The organism is Agrococcus sp. Ld7 (assembly GCF_045064095.1).
Taxonomy (GTDB): domain Bacteria; phylum Actinomycetota; class Actinomycetes; order Actinomycetales; family Microbacteriaceae; genus Agrococcus.
Genome location: NZ_JBISGY010000002.1, coordinates 1 through 15,178 on the forward strand (window position 1 = coordinate 1; position 15,178 = coordinate 15,178).

The 15,178-nt window shown below is 67.8% G+C and carries 20 protein-coding genes and 1 tRNA gene; 6 read left to right on the plus strand and 15 right to left on the minus strand.

Annotation, left to right across the window (positions count from 1 at the left end; genetic code table 11):
* Position 1 precedes the first annotated feature (1 nt).
* The gene (locus ACJJVL_RS00150; RefSeq protein WP_405215985.1) at positions 2-88 is read left to right on the plus strand and encodes an IS3 family transposase; all 87 of its coding nucleotides are present in this window, start codon (positions 2-4) and stop codon (positions 86-88) included.
* A gap of 170 nt (positions 89-258) precedes the next feature.
* Here the strand turns inward: ACJJVL_RS00150 and groL are convergent, their stop codons facing one another.
* From groL to ACJJVL_RS00165, 3 genes are all read right to left on the minus strand, one after another.
* Positions 259-1,878, minus strand: coding sequence for a chaperonin GroEL (gene groL, locus ACJJVL_RS00155; protein WP_405215986.1), 1,620 nt, complete (start codon positions 1,876-1,878; stop codon positions 259-261).
* A gap of 141 nt (positions 1,879-2,019) precedes the next feature.
* Positions 2,020-2,574: a LytR C-terminal domain-containing protein gene (locus tag ACJJVL_RS00160; RefSeq protein ID WP_405215987.1), complete on the minus strand. Its 555-nt coding sequence runs from the start codon at positions 2,572-2,574 to the stop codon at positions 2,020-2,022.
* A complete protein-coding gene (locus ACJJVL_RS00165; RefSeq protein WP_405215988.1) occupies positions 2,571-2,927 on the minus strand; it encodes a DUF3263 domain-containing protein in 357 nt (118 codons plus the stop codon). Before ACJJVL_RS00165 ends, ACJJVL_RS00160 begins: the two co-directional genes overlap by 4 nt.
* Before the next feature lie 72 nt (positions 2,928-2,999).
* On the opposite strand from ACJJVL_RS00165, the gene msrB reads away from it, so the two are divergent.
* Complete coding sequence (gene msrB, locus ACJJVL_RS00170) at positions 3,000-3,401, plus strand: peptide-methionine (R)-S-oxide reductase MsrB (protein WP_405215989.1); 402 nt, start codon at positions 3,000-3,002, stop codon at positions 3,399-3,401.
* Here msrB and ACJJVL_RS00175 read toward each other — a convergent pair.
* On the minus strand, positions 3,385-4,386 hold the full coding sequence (locus tag ACJJVL_RS00175) for a DMT family transporter (RefSeq protein WP_405215990.1): 1,002 nt from the start codon (positions 4,384-4,386) through the stop codon (positions 3,385-3,387). The two genes, msrB and ACJJVL_RS00175, sit on opposite strands and share 17 nt — an antisense overlap.
* A 160-nt stretch (positions 4,387-4,546) precedes the next feature.
* Between ACJJVL_RS00175 and ACJJVL_RS00180 the strand changes: the two genes are divergently transcribed.
* The 4 genes from ACJJVL_RS00180 (at position 4,547) to ACJJVL_RS00195 (ending at position 6,633) form a co-directional block, all read left to right on the plus strand.
* Positions 4,547-5,296 (plus strand): hypothetical protein, encoded by a 750-nt coding sequence (locus ACJJVL_RS00180; RefSeq protein WP_405215991.1) that lies wholly within the window; start codon positions 4,547-4,549, stop codon positions 5,294-5,296.
* Positions 5,296-5,520, plus strand: coding sequence for a helix-turn-helix domain-containing protein (locus tag ACJJVL_RS00185; protein ID WP_405215992.1), 225 nt, complete (start codon positions 5,296-5,298; stop codon positions 5,518-5,520). The genes ACJJVL_RS00180 and ACJJVL_RS00185 overlap by 1 nt, the downstream gene beginning before the upstream one ends.
* A gap of 93 nt (positions 5,521-5,613) precedes the next feature.
* A tRNA-Thr gene (locus tag ACJJVL_RS00190) sits at positions 5,614-5,688 on the plus strand.
* 87 nt (positions 5,689-5,775) lie between these two features.
* On the plus strand, positions 5,776-6,633 hold the full coding sequence (locus tag ACJJVL_RS00195) for a hypothetical protein (protein ID WP_405215993.1): 858 nt from the start codon (positions 5,776-5,778) through the stop codon (positions 6,631-6,633).
* On the opposite strand, the gene ACJJVL_RS00200 is transcribed toward ACJJVL_RS00195, so the two are convergent.
* The 11 genes from ACJJVL_RS00200 to ACJJVL_RS00250 form a co-directional block, all read right to left on the minus strand.
* A complete protein-coding gene (locus ACJJVL_RS00200) occupies positions 6,630-7,175 on the minus strand; it encodes a hypothetical protein (RefSeq protein ID WP_405215994.1) in 546 nt (181 codons plus the stop codon). The two genes, ACJJVL_RS00195 and ACJJVL_RS00200, sit on opposite strands and share 4 nt — an antisense overlap.
* Positions 7,172-8,467: a class I SAM-dependent DNA methyltransferase gene (locus ACJJVL_RS00205; protein ID WP_405215995.1), complete on the minus strand. Its 1,296-nt coding sequence runs from the start codon at positions 8,465-8,467 to the stop codon at positions 7,172-7,174. Before ACJJVL_RS00205 ends, ACJJVL_RS00200 begins: the two co-directional genes overlap by 4 nt.
* Before the next feature lie 89 nt (positions 8,468-8,556).
* On the minus strand, positions 8,557-9,687 hold the full coding sequence (locus ACJJVL_RS00210; protein WP_405215996.1) for a tyrosine-type recombinase/integrase: 1,131 nt from the start codon (positions 9,685-9,687) through the stop codon (positions 8,557-8,559).
* A complete protein-coding gene (locus ACJJVL_RS00215; protein WP_405215997.1) occupies positions 9,671-9,979 on the minus strand; it encodes a hypothetical protein in 309 nt (102 codons plus the stop codon). The genes ACJJVL_RS00210 and ACJJVL_RS00215 overlap by 17 nt, the downstream gene beginning before the upstream one ends.
* A gap of 94 nt (positions 9,980-10,073) precedes the next feature.
* On the minus strand, positions 10,074-10,733 hold the full coding sequence (locus ACJJVL_RS00220) for a recombinase family protein (RefSeq protein ID WP_405215998.1): 660 nt from the start codon (positions 10,731-10,733) through the stop codon (positions 10,074-10,076).
* Between the two features lie 8 nt (positions 10,734-10,741).
* Entirely contained in the window at positions 10,742-10,975 is a 234-nt protein-coding gene (locus ACJJVL_RS00225) for a DUF4314 domain-containing protein (RefSeq protein ID WP_405215999.1), read from the minus strand.
* 105 nt (positions 10,976-11,080) lie between these two features.
* Entirely contained in the window at positions 11,081-11,398 is a 318-nt protein-coding gene (locus ACJJVL_RS00230; RefSeq protein ID WP_405216000.1) for a hypothetical protein, read from the minus strand.
* The gene (locus ACJJVL_RS00235; protein ID WP_405216001.1) at positions 11,359-11,550 is read right to left on the minus strand and encodes an HGGxSTG domain-containing protein; all 192 of its coding nucleotides are present in this window, start codon (positions 11,548-11,550) and stop codon (positions 11,359-11,361) included. The genes ACJJVL_RS00230 and ACJJVL_RS00235 overlap by 40 nt, the downstream gene beginning before the upstream one ends.
* Before the next feature lie 271 nt (positions 11,551-11,821).
* Positions 11,822-14,272 (minus strand): phage/plasmid primase, P4 family, encoded by a 2,451-nt coding sequence (locus ACJJVL_RS00240; RefSeq protein ID WP_405216002.1) that lies wholly within the window; start codon positions 14,270-14,272, stop codon positions 11,822-11,824.
* Positions 14,273-14,276: 4 nt separating this feature from the next.
* Positions 14,277-14,507, minus strand: a complete 231-nt coding sequence (locus ACJJVL_RS00245; RefSeq protein ID WP_405216003.1) for a helix-turn-helix domain-containing protein — start codon at positions 14,505-14,507, stop codon at positions 14,277-14,279.
* 198 nt (positions 14,508-14,705) lie between these two features.
* Positions 14,706-15,119 carry a hypothetical protein gene (locus ACJJVL_RS00250; RefSeq protein WP_405216004.1) on the minus strand — a complete coding sequence of 138 codons (414 nt, stop codon included), beginning with the start codon at positions 15,117-15,119 and terminating at the stop codon, positions 14,706-14,708.
* Between the last annotated feature and the right edge of the window lie 59 nt (positions 15,120-15,178).

The following is a 15,178-nucleotide window of genomic DNA, read 5'->3' on the forward strand; positions in this document are numbered from 1 at the left end:
CATGCGCTGGTACAACGAGGAGCGAATCTCCTCAACCAGAAAGGACCTGAGCCCGGTGGAACACCGGACTCAGGTCCTCACGGGCTAGGCTCCCGTCAAACCGGTCCAACTTTCGGGGACCAGTTCAATTGCTGCTGGGGCCCTTCTCTGCTGTGAAGCTCCTGGGTCTCGTGACGCGAGCGGCACTGCGTGCCGCACGCTCCTCGACCCTGACGCCTCCGCGCTCAGGTCCGCGCCGCGGACCTGAGCGCTACGGCATCAGAAGTCCATGCCACCCGTGGGGTCGGCCGGCATGGCCGGCGCCTTCTCGGGCTTCTCGGCGACGACTGCCTCGGTGGTGAGGAAGAGGCCAGCGATCGACGCGGCGTTGGCCAGCGCGGAGCGCGTGACCTTCACCGGGTCGGAGATGCCAGCAGCGAGCATGTCGACGTACTCACCGGTCGCGGCGTTGAGGCCGAAGCCGACCTCGAGGTGGCGCACCTTCTCGGCCACGACGCCCGGCTCGAGGCCGGCGTTGAGGGCGATCTGCTTCAGCGGAGCGTCGACGGCGACCTTGACGATGTTCGCGCCGGTCACCTCGTCGCCCGAGAGCTCGAGCGCGTCGAACGCGGTCTTGGCGGCCTGGATGAGCGCAACGCCACCACCGGCGACGATGCCCTCCTCGACAGCAGCCTTCGCGTTGCGGACGGCGTCCTCGATGCGGTGCTTGCGCTCCTTGAGCTCGACCTCGGTCGCGGCACCCGCCTTGATGACGGCAACGCCACCGGCGAGCTTCGCAAGGCGCTCCTGGAGCTTCTCGCGGTCGTAGTCGCTGTCGGTGTTGTCGATCTCCTGGCGGATCTGACGCACGCGACCCGCGATGGCGTCGGCCTCGCCGGCGCCCTCCACGATCGTGGTCTCGTCCTTGGTGATGACGACCTTGCGCGCACGGCCGAGCATGTCGAGCGTCGTGTTCTCGAGCTTGAGGCCGACCTCCTCGGAGATGACCTGGCCGCCCGTGAGGATCGCCATGTCGGCGAGCATCGCCTTGCGACGGTCGCCGAAGCCGGGAGCCTTGACGGCGACCGACTTGAAGATGCCGCGGATCTTGTTCACGACCAGCGTCGCGAGCGCCTCACCGTCGACGTCCTCGGCGATGATGACGAGCTGCTTGCCCGCCTGGATCACCTTGTCGACGACCGGGAGGAGGTCCTTGATGTTCGAGATCTTCGAGTTGACGATCAGAACGTAGGGGTCCTCGAAGACCGTCTCCTGGCGCTCCGGGTCCGTGACGAAGTACTGCGACAGGAAGCCCTTGTCGAAGCGCATGCCCTCGGTCAGCTCGAGCTCGGTGCCGAAGGTGTTCGACTCCTCGACGGTGACGACACCCTCCTTGCCGACCTTGTCGATGGCCTCGGCGATGAGCGCGCCGATCTCGGGGTCCGCAGCAGAGATCGCGGCCGTGGCGGCGATCTCCTCCTTGGTCTCGACCTCCTTGGCGTTCTTGAGCAGCTGCTCGGAGACGGCCGCTGCCGCCTTGTCGATGCCGCGCTTCAGGCTGATCGGGTCAGCACCGGCCGCGACGTTGCGCAGCCCCTCGCGCACGAGCGCCTGAGCGAGCACGACCGACGTGGTGGTGCCGTCACCGGCGACGTCGTCGGTCTTCTTCGCGACCTCCTTGACCAGCTCAGCGCCGATCCGCTCGTAGGGGTCCTCGAGCTCGATCTCCTTGGCGATCGAGACGCCATCGTTCGTGATGGTGGGGGCGCCCCACTTCTTCTCGAGCACGACGTTGCGGCCGCGCGGCCCGAGGGTCACCTTCACCGCGTCGGCGAGCTGGTTGAGTCCACGCTCGAGCCCGCGGCGGGCCTCTTCGTCGAATGCGATCATCTTTGCCATTGCAGTCTCGTCCCTCCTGGACGCCAGTACGTTCAACTGGCACTCCATCCGAGGGAGTGCCAGCGCCAAGTCTGGCACTCGGCGGGGTCGAGTGCAAGCGCGCGGGCGGCGATGCGCCCGGAGCCAGGCCGGAAGCGCCGACTACGGCGCCGGTGTCTCCGTGACGGGCTCGTGCTCGAGCTCGCCATCGTCCCGCGGCTCCGCGCTCGGTGCGACGCCGAGCGCATCCGGTGCCACCACGATCGTGATGGGCGTGCCGGAGAGGCGTCCGTCCGACTGCTCCTCGGTGCCGACGCCGAGCTGCGCCGCGAGCCCTCGGGCGACCGGCGCGAGCGCCTCGTCGTCGTACCAGACGACGGTCTCGCTGCCCTCGGTGCTGCCGGCGGTCGCGACGACGTTCCAGCCGGCGTCGGCGAGCGCCTGCCCGACGCCCGCGCCGAAGCCGCCCTGGCCCGAGCCGTCGAGCACGGTGATGGATGCGTCGAGCGCCGGATCGATGGCACTCGGATCGGTCACCAGCGGCGGCGGCGGGGGCTCGGTCGGCACGACCTCGCGCGGGCGCAGCGCGTCCAGGACGAACAGGCCAACGGCGGTCAGCACGATCACCGTCGCCAGCGCGCCGAGCAGGATCGCCCAGCGCGGCCACCGCTTCGTGCTGCTGGAGCGATGCGCCCCCACGCGATGCGTCCGGGTCATCGGGCCTCACGCAGGCGCAGCAGCCTGCCCACGAGCATCGGATCGTGCCGCACGGCCGCCTCCGTCTCGAGACAGCGGTCGAGCACCTGGTAGTAGCGCGTCGTGGTCCATCCGAACTCGGTGCGGATCGCGCGAGCCTTCGCGCCGCCGTGGCTCGCCCAGCTCGCCTCGAAGTCGAGCACCCGGCGGATGCGCTCCTCGCGCGCCGCGGCGAGGTCGTGGGCCGCGGCATCCGTGGCCTGCCCGTCGGGCTCGGATGCCCGCGACTCGGCGCTCGCGAATGCGCGGGCGGCCGACTCGTCGCCGGTGGCCTCGTCGTGCGAGCGCGCGTGCGTCCGCGGGTCAGTGGCCATGCTCCGATCCTATGGCGGGCCCACCGTTCCGCCTGGCGCGAAACGCATGCGCGGCGGTCGTACGCTGGAACCATGAACGAATCGCGCGAACGATCCGACGCCGAGTGGCGGACCGCCCTCTCCCCCGAAGCCTTCCGGGTGCTGCGAGAAGCCGGCACCGAGCGTCCGTGGACGGGCGCGCTGCTCGATGAGCAGCGCCAGGGGGTCTACACGTGCGGCGCGTGCGGCAACGAGCTCTTCCGCGACGAGACGAAGTTCGACGCCGGCTGCGGCTGGCCGAGCTTCTACGAGACGGTGCGTGAGGACGCGGTCGAGCTGATCGAGGACCGCACGCTCGGCATGGTGCGCACCGAGGTGCGCTGCGCCAACTGCCACAGCCACCTGGGGCACATCTTCGATGACGCGCCGCAGACGCCCACGGGCGACCGCTACTGCATGAACTCGTTGGCGCTGAACTTCACGCCGGAGGGCTGACGCCAGACGCGCGACGCGTCGGTCGCCGGATCGACGACACGGCGACCGCCGTGATCGTCAGCGCCGCGCCGACGAGCGACCACACCGTGACCGGATGCTCGGCGGGGAAGAGCACGTCAAGCGCGACCGAGGCGAGCACCTGCCCGCAGATCGCCGCCAGCCCCAGCGCCAGCACGCCCAGGTGGTGCACCGCGACGGAGCTGAGCGCGACGAACACGACGCCGAGCGCACCGCCGACGTAGAGCAGCGGCTCCGCGGGCAGCGGCCGTGATTCCTGGCCAGCCAGGCCCTGCACGACGACGACCAGGCCGAGCGCGACCGCGCCCACGGCGAAGTTCTGCGTCGCCAGCGTGATCGCCGAACCCGTCTGCCGCTGCACCGAGCCGGCCATGGCCTGCTGCAGCCCCTGCATGAGGCCGGCCGCGAATGGCAGCACGACGAGCCAGGCGACATCCAGCTGGCCCGAGCCCGCCAGCGCGATGCCCACGGCCAGCATCGCCAGCAGCGCGCCGATCACGCGCGGTGGCGTGATGGGCTTTCGCGCAAGGCCTCCGAAGCCCAACCGGTCGACGGCGAGGCCGCTGATCGTCTGGCCGGCGACGACGCCGACGGTGAACAGCGCGACGCCGACGACACCGATCACGAGGCTCTGCGTCGCCACCAGGAATGCGCCGATGACGCCGGTGGAGAGATACCACCAGGGCATCGTGCCGTCGCGGACCACGCGGAACAGCCTGCGCATGCCGGCGCGATCCCGCTTCGAGAAGGCCAGCACCGCTGCCAGCACCAGGCAGCCGATGACGAACGAGATGAAGGCGGCGAGGATGCCGTGCTCGAGCCGCGCGCCCAGCTCGCCGTTCAGCCGTCCCTGGGTCGCGAGCGCGCTGCCCGCGAGCACTCCGACGAGCGTCCACCCGAGCACGTTGCGGTGGTCTCCCTCGGCGTCCGGTGTGTGCGCAGACGCGGTCGTTGGCTGCTCCGTCACCGGGCAAGCCTAGAGCGCACCGGGCGCTCGACGTCCCACGCCGAGGCTGCACACGAAACTCCGTGCCCTGACTGCTCACACAGTGCTTGACGCCGGCCCGATCCAGCCCTACCTTATCGATATTCGTTACTATCGATAATCGTTTGGAAGGTCGTGCCCGATGAGCTGGTTCCTGCTCCTCACCGTCATCGCCATCGGCCTGCTGAGCATCGCCGGGATCGCGGCGCTCACACGTCGCGGCGCCGACGAGCGCCGCGACGCCGCGGCACTCCCGGTCATCATGATCGGAGCCACGGCCTATGCGGCGCTCGCCGCGATCGGCACGCTCTGGTCGACCATCGCCACGCTCGCCGCATCGCAGGTCCAGGTCGCGCTCCCCGTCCGGACCTTCTGGCCGAGCCCGCTCCCGGGCGTCACGGACATCAGCGGCCCGACGGCCTCCGTGGTCTCCGGAGGATTCAGCGTCGCGGCGGTGGAGGTCACGGGGCTCGATCTCACCGCTCGCGCGTTCCTCGCCGGCGGGATCATCGTGCAGGGCGCGACCCTCGTGGTGATCGGCATCGTCGTCGCGCTCCTCTGCCGGCGGCTGCTGACGGACGCTCCGTTCGCCGCTTCCCTGACCAGATCCCTCAGGCTCGCAGCCGGAACGCTCGCGCTCGGCGGCATCGTATGGCAGGCGCTCACCGCGATCGGCAGCACGCTCGCCGCAAACCAGGTGCTGCGCATCGACTCGTGGGCGTTCACCGGCGATGTCCCGGCCGGCGGGGTCGCCGACACGGGGCTCCCCGAGCCGTCGCTCGCCTTCACCATCGAGTTCTGGCCGATCCTCATCGCGCTCGCGCTCGTGGCCGTCGCCGCGGCGTTCCGAACCGGTGAGCGGATGCAGCGTGAGACGGCGGGCCTGGTCTAGTGGGGAGCGCGGACGACGAGCCGACCGGCATCCGATGCAGGCTCGACGCACTGCTGACCGAACGCGCCATGACGCTCACGCAGCTGAGCGAGCGCGTGGGCGTGAGCGTCGTGAACCTGTCGGTGCTGAAGAACGATCGCGCTCGGGCCATCCGCTTCTCGACGCTGGTCGCGATCTGCGACGCACTGGAGTGCGAGGTCGGCGACCTGCTCGTGCGCGACTGATGCACGGTTGACCGCCGAACGCTCCTCGCGGGCCCGCGGCTGCACCCCCGCGCCCGACCCGCCTAGAATGGCTCGGTGCCGCTCGCGCGGCAGGCCTCCTTAGCTCAGTGGTAGAGCAACGCTCTTGTAAAGCGTAGGTCGTCAGTTCAATCCTGACAGGGGGCTCCAGGTAAACTCTGGGGAGTTGACCCAAGCCGGAGACATGCCGGAACCGGAATCCCCGCCAGAACCCCGCCTTCTGGATAGCGTCGCCACATGAACGCGATGTTTGAAGAACTGCAGGACGCCTCCGAGTCTCCGGAGCTCGCGGAACGCGCAGACCTAACCGCGACGGAGGCAGCGGACTTCATACGGGCCGAGAACCTGAGCGTCATCTCTGTTATCAACGACTTCACTCGCGCCACCTTCAAGACTCGCGGCGGACGGCTGGGCAGTGGGATGGGCCTGCTGCTCGAAGGACTCTGGGGCTACCACATGAGCCGAGCGCTCGCACCCCATGGCGTCGAGATCGCCTGGATCGCGGACGACCAGTACAACGACTATGCATGCATCGACGCCGCCGCTGAATGGGATCCGGTGACCGCCGAGGGGGAGCTCTTCCGCATCGAGGCCAAGACGATGAACCTCGGTGCTGAAGAGTCGAAGGCGCACTTCGCCGAGCTGCAAGCGGGCATCGGCCCCAACGATCTGCTCCTGGTCATGACGTGGTCGTGGGAGCCCGAGCCCGGCGGGCAGCGAGTCTGGCCGAAGATTGTGGAGGTGTTCCTCGACCGAGCATTGCCGCTCGCTGAACTTCGCGACCAGTTGCATATCGCGCGAGGCGGCACGTTCGTTGATGCCGACTATTGCCCGGATGGGTGCGAACCAGACCTGTGCCAGCACGATGGCGAGCCTCTCAATGCCAATGGCAAGCGGGAGCGGCTGTCCGGCCCCGAAAGCCGACGGCCCTCGGCGAGGGTCTCGTTCGCGGCCAACTTCGGCGGCCTGTTCCGAATGATTGGTACCTCAAGTGCGGACAGCAAGCGGCAACTGGAGCTCATCCGTCGTGCGAACGTGACTGCCGACACATACGTGTCGTTCGTTCGCAAGAGCAAGGGCAGATCCGACGGCTAGAGCTGGGTCACCGAGAGTTCGAGCCGACGCAGGTCGGCCGTGAACTTCGCAGCCTCTGCTCGCAAATCAATGGTCTCCACGGCGAGTCTGTTTCGCCGACTCAACTCGGCAACTTCCTCCGGCCAAGGGATTTCCAGAGCGAGCAACTCCCTGACGTTAACTCTCGGCAGATTGGCCCCGGCGACGAGCCGTTGGACTTTCTGGGTGAAATCCGCGCTACGCAGAACGGCGGCCAAGTAGTAGGCCGAGTCATCGAACAGAGGTCGGAGTGGCGCGATGTCTGTGCTGCAAGCTCCCGGCTCCACTGCCACGCAGCACTTCCGCAGTTGAGGGCGCAGCTTGCCGTACAGGATATCCCCGGCCTCGAACCGAACCTTCGCTGACTTGACCTCGTAATCACCCACACGAGCTTCGACAACCTCACCGGTGCCTTGCGAGATGTGCTCAAGAAGGATGTACTGCCACTGCACCTGCATCTGCTCTGGCTTGACTCCGCTTCGGACGGGCGCGACAACGGCGTGAAGGGGAACCGTCTTCCTCATGAGGCGACCTCCTGCTTTAGTGCGACGACTCGATCGAGCATTAGTTGCAAGCGCCCGCCGAGCGCCGCCAGTACGTCCTCCGAGTCGACGTGTTCAACGGATGCTGCATCCGCGTCGCCGAGGTACCGCGAGGGGTTCAGGTTGAGCCCCGCCGCCACGATTTCTTCGGTCGGGACGCAACGGTGCGCGATTAGGGCGTCTTGTCCTCGGACCACGGCGATCGCTTCGGGAAGGTCATTGAAGCCGATTGGCTCGCGACGAGCGTCGAGCGAAAACCCGTCGTTCGCTACCCGGACCATCTGGGTGGCCGCGCCATCGGGTTCGGCTCGCCACACCAAGATCGCAGTCTTGACGTCGGTATAAGGACGGAAGACTCCGCTCGGCAACTCGATCACGGCAGCGAGCGAGTTGCCTCGAACGAGCATTTCGCGGATTGCGGAGCCAGCACCCGAACTACCTGTCACGACGCCGTAGGGGACAACGACGACGGCACGCCCTCCAGGCCGAAGTAGCTTCATCATCCTTTCCAGGAATAGAAGCTCGGTCTTCTTGGATCGAGTAGTGAAACGGCTGATCACCTCATCAGAGACCGCGCCCGCGAACGGTGGATTCGCAAGAATCACGTCGGCCTCACCGAGGGTCGCGCTGAGACCATCTGCGACCATGACGTCGCCGCCAGCGACGTCATGGAATGCCAGATTGGCGCTTGCGATTCGAGCGACGGTCCGGTCGATCTCTGCACCCTCGTAGCGTCCGGCGCGCCCCCGCGCTCGCCGATAGTCCGATGCAGCGACCAGGAAGCCCCCCGTTCCGCAAGCGGGGTCCAACACAAGTTCATCCTGTTCCGGGTCAGCGACCTGCACCATGAACTCAACCAGATGCCTCGGCGTCCTGAACTGCCCGAATTGCCCGGCCAAACCTAACTTGGACAACACGTGCTCGTAGATGTCGCCGAGAACATCCGTCCCCAAGGACTGCTCCCGGAGAAATCGCAGCGCCTCCATCGCTCGGCGAGCTGGCTCAGCGTCCTTCCAAAACTCCGGGCTCTCGACTTCCGCCCCCGGCTCCATTCCATGAGCCCTTCGCACAGTCGCCAAGACTTCAGATAGCGCCCCCGCATCGTTCGCGTCCACTGCTGTCGCGAGTCGATCCCACGCCTGAGGTCCGCGCGGGTCGGCAACCATGAGAATGGTGCCGAGCAGATCGGACACCGTGATCGGGTTTGTGACGCCGCTCGACCACACGCCGTCCCACGCTCGATCCACAGCTACACGAAGCTCGGTTGAAAGCACCGATTGTCTCCTCAATTGTCGGTTCTGCCAGCGAACGGCACCTAGCCCTCGGTGGGGCGAGCCAACCCTACGTGTTGCCCCCAACACGTTCAGACCGCTGCCGCATCCAGCGCGTCGAAGCGAGCTCGGTAGGCGTCGTCGTTGCCGGGGTACAGGTGGGCGTAGACCGTGTCGGTGGTGACCAGCGAAGCGTGCCCGAGCCAGCGACTCACGCGATAGGGCTCGATGCCCGCCGCGAGCCACAGACTCGCCGCCGTGTGGCGCAAGTCGTGGAAGCGCATCGGCGGTAGCTCGGCGGAGGCGACCGCTCGGGCGAAGGCATTGCGGCGGAAGGCTTGCAGATCAAGCGGACGCTCGTAGTCGAGCCGATGCCCGGCGTTGGTTCGGGCGGGCCACAGCAACGCAGCTGGGTCGCCCGAGCGCGGGTGCTGCATCAGGTAGCTGCGCAGGTCGGCGACGAGCGCCGTGGACAGCAGCGGCACGTCGCGGGACGAGCGGCGCGACTTCGGCGTGCCCGCGACCCACTGCCCCGCGATCCGCTGGAGCGTCTGTCTCACCGCGACGCGCTGCCGGGCGAGGTCCAGGTCGGCGATCCGCAGGCCGACGATCTCCCCGGCCCGTAGACCCGTGAACGCCGCGAACCGCACCAGCAGGTCGAACGGCTGCTCTGCCGCGAGCGCCACTGCGAGGTTGTCCACCTCCGCCTTGGTCAGAAAACGCGCCGAGGCGTCCTCTTCGTGCGACTTGGGGAGTCGAACGCCGTCGCACGGGTTGTAGGCAACCTCGCGGTTGAGCAGCGCGTGCTTGAACACCTTGCGCAGCGCGACGTAGGCCTTGGCGACGGTTGCAGGAGCCAGCCCCTCGGCGGCGAGCTCGCTAACCCACAGCTGCACATCGGCGGTCGTCACCGCCGTGACTCGCCGTGCGCCGAAGCGCGGCAGCAGTCGGGCGCGGTTGATCCGCCGAGCTTCCTGGAGCGAGCGCGGCTTCAGCACAAGCTCCGCACCGCGCATCATGTCCTCAGCGACCTGAGCGACGGTGCGACCCTTGGCATGCGCGGCGGTAGACGTGCCGGCAGCGACCTCAGTCTCGACCTTCAGGGCGAAGCGCTCGGCATCGCGCTTGACGGTGAAGGTGCGTTGGCGGTCCTTGCCGCCGTCGCGCCATCGCACCTCGAAGGCGCGGCCAGCCTTGCGGGCGACCTCACGGACGTGTGCCATCTGACACCTCCACTGTTGCGCCGGGGCCGAAGGTGCCCGCGATGAACGGCGTCATAAGCGAGCGGCTCGCGCGCTGGCGGTAGGCCCACACGCGCACGCGGCCGGTGCGGTGCAGCGTCTCGGTTCGGACGACCTCCACGACGGCGGGCTCGGCGTTGGGGCTGGCGCGGTACACGAAGCTGTCACCGGGCAGCAAGTCGGCGGCGGGGCGGGTCTTCGGGCCGGGCGTGGCCTCGGGCTCGTAGGCGAACCGGCTGTCTTCCGGGATGCCGGGGATAGGGATTGCGTTCATGGAGTGCTCCTTGTCGGTGTCTTGGCCGTATGGCCACAGGGGTGAAGAGAACGGGTGGGGATGGGCTCGCGTCCCAGATCGGGCTGTTCGTCAGCTACGTGGCCATACGCATGGGCTCCGGGGCAGACGCGGCCTCAGCCGCCGAGCGATAGGCGCGGCGGACGGTGCTCTCGTGCCAGAGAGCGAGCCCGGTGGGTGTCAGCACGCCGTCGGCGGTGAGCGCCTGTGCAATCGCGCCGAACGCGGCACCGGCCTCGCGGTCGGTGACGATCCGGCGCAGCACGGCGGCGGGGATCGCGGAGCGGCGTCCGTTGTGCTGACCGCGTGCCTTGCGGGCGGCGAGCGCCTCGCGGGTGCGGCTGGCGATCATCTCCCGCTCAAGCTCGGCGAACGTCGCCAGCATCTGGGCCATGGCCCGGCCGCCCGGTGTCGTGAGGTCGAGCGCGTTGTCCAGCACGACGAGCGACCAGCGCTGCCGCAGGGCGTCGTCGATGATCGCCGAGGCGTGCCGCACCGAGCGCGCCAAGCGGTCGAGCTTCGCCACGATGAGCCCGTCGGCCTGCCCGCTGGCGAGCATGTGCAGCGCGTCCCGCAGGCCGGGGTTGACGTGCTTGCCCGATCGGCCGAGGTCCTCGACAAGCTCGTAGGTCCAGCCGCGCCGCTCGCACTCGGCCGCGAGCGCGGCTCGCTGCGCCTCGACGCCGAGCCCGGAGCGTTCCTGCTCCTCGGTGCTGACCCGGACGTAGGCGAGCATGTGCTGGCTCATCGCTCCCACTCCGGGTCGCCGACGGTGATGCAGCAGCCGGGCACGAGCGGGTCGCCGCAGCGCTCGCAGAGCAACTCCCACTCGTCCACGCCGGACACGAGCCCGAGGGTCGAGCCGTCGTCCCAGCGGACATGCACCGTGCCGAGGCCGTCGGCGTGCAGGACGGTGCCGGTGTCGCCCGGCCTCACACGGGTGTGTGGGTCGGCGGTAGCGATCAGTCGGATTTGCATGTCGTGCTCCTTGTCGGTTGGCAGGCGGAAGGCGTTGGGGGACGTTTCCGCCTGACGACGAAGAGTGCTCCAGCGCTGTGGCGGTGGCAAACGGGCCTGTGATCCTCACGGCGCGTCGTGGTCCGCCGAGCGGTAGGAGCGCTTGCCTCGGCGGGGCCGCAGAGCTCGCGGCTCCGGTGCGGGCGGCTCGGGCTCGACCACCTCGGCGTCCACCACGTCCTCGCCGTAGTCGATGACCACGTCGGCGAGGTTGCGTTCCAGCAAGCTCGGCCCGTGCACTGCAACGTCCACATCCACAGCCGTGCGCGCCGACAGCCCGGCGCGGTCGAGCAGGTCGCGGGCGGCGGCGAGCCGGACGGCGTGCGGTGCGGTCTTGTCGTACATCAGCACCACCAGCTGCGCCGCTGCCCGGTCGGCCGCCATGAGGAGCGCACCTGTGCTGCGGCCTTCACCTGCGGCGCTGCCCCGCCGTGCATCCGGCACACCGTCGCACCACGGATCGCGTAGTTCCGGCACGCACCTCCGGACTTCCGCCTTGCACTGCATCGGGTCTCGGTCTTCATCAGGTCCGTCATGTCGTTCTCCACTTCCGTCGTTGCTGGGCGAACCGCGAACCCGAATCGGTCGGCGGCTCTGGCGGCTCAAAATTCCTTTGTTCCTCCCCATACGGCGCTCCTTCAGGTACTTCGTCTCGTTCTCCTCGTAGGACGGATGCCAGATATTTAGAGCCGTGAGAGCCGCCTTGTGAGGAGATCCCTGTGTTCGTATGAGGAGTTGTGGCGGCTCTAATGGCGGCTCTTGGCGGCTCTAACTGCCGAAAGCGGCTCAAACCGGAGCCCTGAGCGGTCACGGCTTGTCCTCCGTCGAGCTCAGCGTCCGTCGTGTGGCGGCTCTAATGGCGGCTCTTCCGACGACTCGCGGCCCGTTAGAGCCGCCGAGCTCGTCGACGGACGCGAGGTGACTCAGGAGGCCGATGCCGGTCCAGAAGTAGACCTTGTTCTTGCCCCGGCGCTCCTCGCCGAGCACGTCGATGAGGTCGGTGCGCTCCTTGAGCATCCGGCCGAAGACGTTCTTTGACACCGCGCGAAGGCCGCTCGTGTCGCACCACTCGCGGTAGCCGTCGTAGAGGTGCTGCTTCGACACCGAGGCGTGCGGCCCGACCTCGCAGGCTTCTTCGAGGAACGACAGCATGAGGTCGGCCTCGCTCCGGTAGACGCGTGTCTCCGCGAGCACCCCAGGCGGCGGCTGGAGGCCCACTCGCGCCCACTCCTCAGCGCCGTCGACCGCCCAGCGCAGGATGCCGGACAACTCCTCGGCCAGCCGCTCGGCGAGCGAGTCGTCCCGCTCCGAGTCGGGGATACGCACGCCGAACGTCACCAGCAGGAGGCGACGCCAGATGCCCTCGTCGGTGCCACGCACCTGGGGCTTGTGGTTGGTGGTGACCCAGATTGTGCACTGCGGTCGGAACTCGAAGAAGTTCTCCCGCATGAACCGCGCGGTCATGGTGTCGCCGCCGGTGAGTTGCTTAACGAGGCGTTCGTTGATCTGGCGACCGTCCTCGAACTCGCTCACTGATACGAAGCGCGCGCCGTGCAGCATCGCGATGTCGGCCGGGATGCGGTCGAAGCCTTGCGCCACAAGTGACGCCGACGGAAGGGACTTGGCGTACGGGCCAAGGAGCCGCATCAGCGTCTCCACAAACGTCGACTTACCGGTTTGACCGTTGCCGTGCAGCAGCAGCATCTTCTGCTCGGAGGTGTGTCCGGTCAGCGAGTAGCCGACCGCCCGCTGCAAGAACGCGCGCATCTCGGGGTCCGGTTGCACCTTGTTCAGGAATGCCTCGAACGTCGGCGCTGTTGCGTTCGGGTCGAAATCGTGCGGGACGATCCGCCGAATGAAATCTTCGCGGCGGTGTTCGCGCAGCTCGCCGGTCCGAAGGTCCACGGTGCCGTTCTTGAGATTCAGCAGCCAGGGGTCGGCGTCGAACTCGTCGGCCAGGACGGAGAGCGCGCTGTCGGACTGTGCCAACTTGACCGCGCTCTCGATGCGCGCGCGGGATTCCGACGCCTTCGCCCATTTGGGATCCTCGTGCCAGATCATCCGTGCGGACGCCTTGGCCCAAGCGATGACTTGACCGTGATGGTCATCCACCCAGCGGCCCTCGCGCCAGACAACCCAGCGGCTCTGGTCTGCGACCCAGCGCATGTCCTGGCCGAACACCGCTGCCAGGCGCTCGGCGTTCCCAAGGTCCGTGTGCATGAACTCCGGTGGTTCCTGCTTGACGGCTTCGGTTCGAGCGCGGGCCTTGCTCATGGCCTCGGCGACGCGCTCGGCGGTGCAGCCGTAGCGCATAAAGGCGTCTGTCACGTCCTGGCCATTGGCGCCGTCAGGAATGCCCAGGTCGCGAACATCGAGGATGTACACCTCCGCGCCGATCTCGCGTAGCGCCGCCTTCATCCGCTGCGCACCGGCTCTGCCCGCGTCGTCGTTGTCGAAGGCGATATGCACTTGCCGGCCCGCGACTGCTTCGGGATTAACGGCCCGGTTGCCAGCGCCGCCGGTTGTGGCGATGCCGACGTAGAGTTCCACGCCGTCTACGCCGCGGCGCTCCTGATGTGCGAGCAGGCAATCTAGCTCGCCCTCGGTCAGCAGCACGGGAAGGGTGTTTCCCACCAGATTCGCGGTGTAAGCCAGCGCCGCTTGTCCGTGGCCCTCGGCCGACCAGATTTTCGGGAAGCCGGGCTTGGGTTGAGGGTTGTATCGGCGCACGTTGGTGTAGCCGAGCGCGGGGACGTGGATGGGGAGCGTGTAGGCGAGTCCGTCGAAACCGATCTTGTAGCGGGCGATCGTGTCCGGCGTCAGCCCGCGTTGGTTGTGGAGATACGGCAGGAATTTCGGGAAGCCGTGGATCAGCTGCTCATGCCACCGACCCGGATCGCCTTGGTCCTCGATGGGCTGAAGCCTTGCCGCTGGTCGCACGCTCGGCGCGTCGGAGTGCCCTACCGGATCGGCGTCGAAGCTCGTGAGCTGCCGCACAACGCCGTCGAGAGAGATGCGATGGTCCGGTTCCTCGCCGCGCGTGTGACACCACCAGCGAAGCTCGGCGAGGTTGACGCTGGCGGACGCGGACTTACTGGTGGCGGGGTTTTCACAGACCGGGCAGTACAGCTTCTGCTCGTCGCCGGACCGTTCGCCGAAGAACCGGCTGCCGAGAGCTTCGGCTACCTGCTCGGCGGAGAAACTGCGCTTCTCCACCGGCGGGTGAGACCGAGCCTTGCGGTCCTTGCGCTGGATCACGCGGTCAGCCACGTTCGCCGCCCAGCGGGGTGCCGTCGCCGGTGATCCAGGCCTCAAGGTCTTCGGCGGCGATGAGCACCCGGAGCCCACCTGGGCGCGCGTAGCGGAGGCGGTTGGTCTGGATCGCCCGTCGGATCATCCGCTCGCTGATGCGGAACTTCAGGGCGAGGGGATGGCGGGGTGCCTCGGCTGGTGAGTACACCGGCTGGCGGAGCGGTGCTGGGGTGGACGGCATTGGTTGGGGTTCCTCTCGGGTGGTGTCGAGAGGTCCGCCGGGCACACGAAAGGGAGCCGTTCACGAACCTCCCGACGTTGTCGGTTTGGTTCGCCACGGACTCCCTCAGTCCTAGATGCCATCCATCTCACCCGGTACTCCGGGTGCAGCAGCGCTGTCAAGTTGTCTAACGATGTTCTGCTAGTCGGACCGTCCGTGTCAAGCCGCGTCCTCCAACTCGGCGATTCGCGCCGCGAGGCGCACGCGCTCGCGAGTGTGTTCCGAGGTGAGCTCGATGCAGACCAGGTCTGCGGCGTCGAGCGCAGCGAGTAGCGTCCAGCCGTAGCGAGCCAGTCGCCATCCGGCCGGATGCCGAGGGGTTGCCATCGACTGCTGAAGGTGTCGGGCAATCCGGTTCATTGAGTAGAAGTGCACGCCCCGGTCGGCGTGCCAGCCCCGGAGCCGCACGAGCGCCTCGCCGACGGAGTTAGCCGGAGGCTCGCTCTCGAAGTCGATGGATAGGAAATGCGCGGTCGCCTTCTCGTAACTCGACAATCTTGCGATAAGTCCCTTGTCGGGAAGCCCGGTAGGCTGAATTGCACGATTCGGTGAGGTGGTCCAGAATTCGACCACGGATCGTACCGGCGTAGCGGGCCGGAGTTCCGCCCAGTAGAATGGGTCTGAGGAATACA